Raw genomic sequence first — 1,378 nt, forward strand, 5'->3', positions numbered from 1 at the left:
AAAGCAAAAGCAAAAGCAAAAGCAAAAGCAAAAGCAAAAGCAAAAGCAAAAGTGGATACTGATAAAGCTAGTCAGGCAACGACCAGTGCAGCTAAAACAGCTACGGCCAATATTGCCAAGCCAAAGCCTGGTGGTTCCGTGTATAAAGATTTCAAACATTTGAAACAGGATATTAACCTGTTAGGAGTGGCATCGCGGTTCCATGTTTTTGCTAAAGATGCCTTATTAAATGCCCATGTGAATGGTAATGTTGCAGTCGCTAATTTAGAAGGTAGGAGTAACTTTGGTACGAAAATTAGCTCTGGAAAATTAGCAACTGAGATTTCATATATTCAGGACTTTAGTAAAATTGCTAGCAGTTCATTTGAAGCTAGTACTGATAGCCGAGAAAATAAAGTGGTATTTGGCGAAGGCTTAGAAATCGATCTTGAATTAGCTCATCGTCCAAAAGTAAAAGGAACTTATTTAGACCATTTAAAGGCGGATGAGGTTCATCAAGATCAATCAGGAGAAACGTATATTGATTTTGATTCAGAATTCAACAAATTAGTTGGTACTAATCAGCGGTTGGCTCAACTTGATGGTCAGCATAAAATTGCTGAAGGTGATTTAGGTGGTGAAAATCATCGGACGATTGACCTGACCAAGTTAAAGAAGAATGCTAATAATCAAATCGTTATTAATTTGGATGCGGCAGTTTTACCGTTTGCTCGACCATTGACCCTTGTTGGAATGGAAACAGGGACGAACGGCGTTACGGTGATTATTAATGTTGATACTAGGAGCAACGACTATACTGTGAGATCTCCAATCAAGCTTGAGTATAAGGATGGTACTAGTCGTGAAAATGGCGAAACTGAAGATTTTAGTGGAAACAATTTACTTTGGAACTTTTATAACTCTACCGAGACTGGAAATCAAATCACAGGCGAGGTTACTTTTGGATGTACTTTCCAAGGTAGTTTACTGGTCCCAAAAGCAACTATTAATGTAAGTAACCACAACTTTGACGGTAATTTAGTTGCTAAAACGGTTAATATTCATGGAGAATCACATCGTTGGGATTTACAAGATAATGGTAAAGGTGATGAAGACCCGGATCCAGATCCCAAAGACCCGGATCCAGATCCTAAAGACCCGGATCCAGATCCCAAAGATCCGGATCCAGATCCCAAAGACCCGGATCCAGATCCCAAAGACCCGGATCCAGATCCCAAAGACCCAGACCCAGACCCAGACCCAGACCCAGACCCAGACCCAGACCCAGACCCAGACCCAGACCCAGACCCAGACCCAGACCCAGACCCAGACCCAGACCCAGACCCAGACCCAGACCCAGACCCAGACCCAGACCCAGACCCAGACCCAGACCCAGACC

Annotated in this window: 1 protein-coding gene; it reads left to right on the plus strand. The window is 42.9% G+C overall.

The features are described from left to right. Nucleotides 1-1,378: collagen-binding domain-containing protein (locus FFM77_RS06330; protein ID WP_171001568.1), on the plus strand; the 1,378-nt coding region annotated here is incomplete at both ends.

The organism is Lactiplantibacillus songbeiensis (assembly GCF_005405125.1).
GTDB lineage: Bacteria > Bacillota > Bacilli > Lactobacillales > Lactobacillaceae > Lactiplantibacillus > Lactiplantibacillus songbeiensis.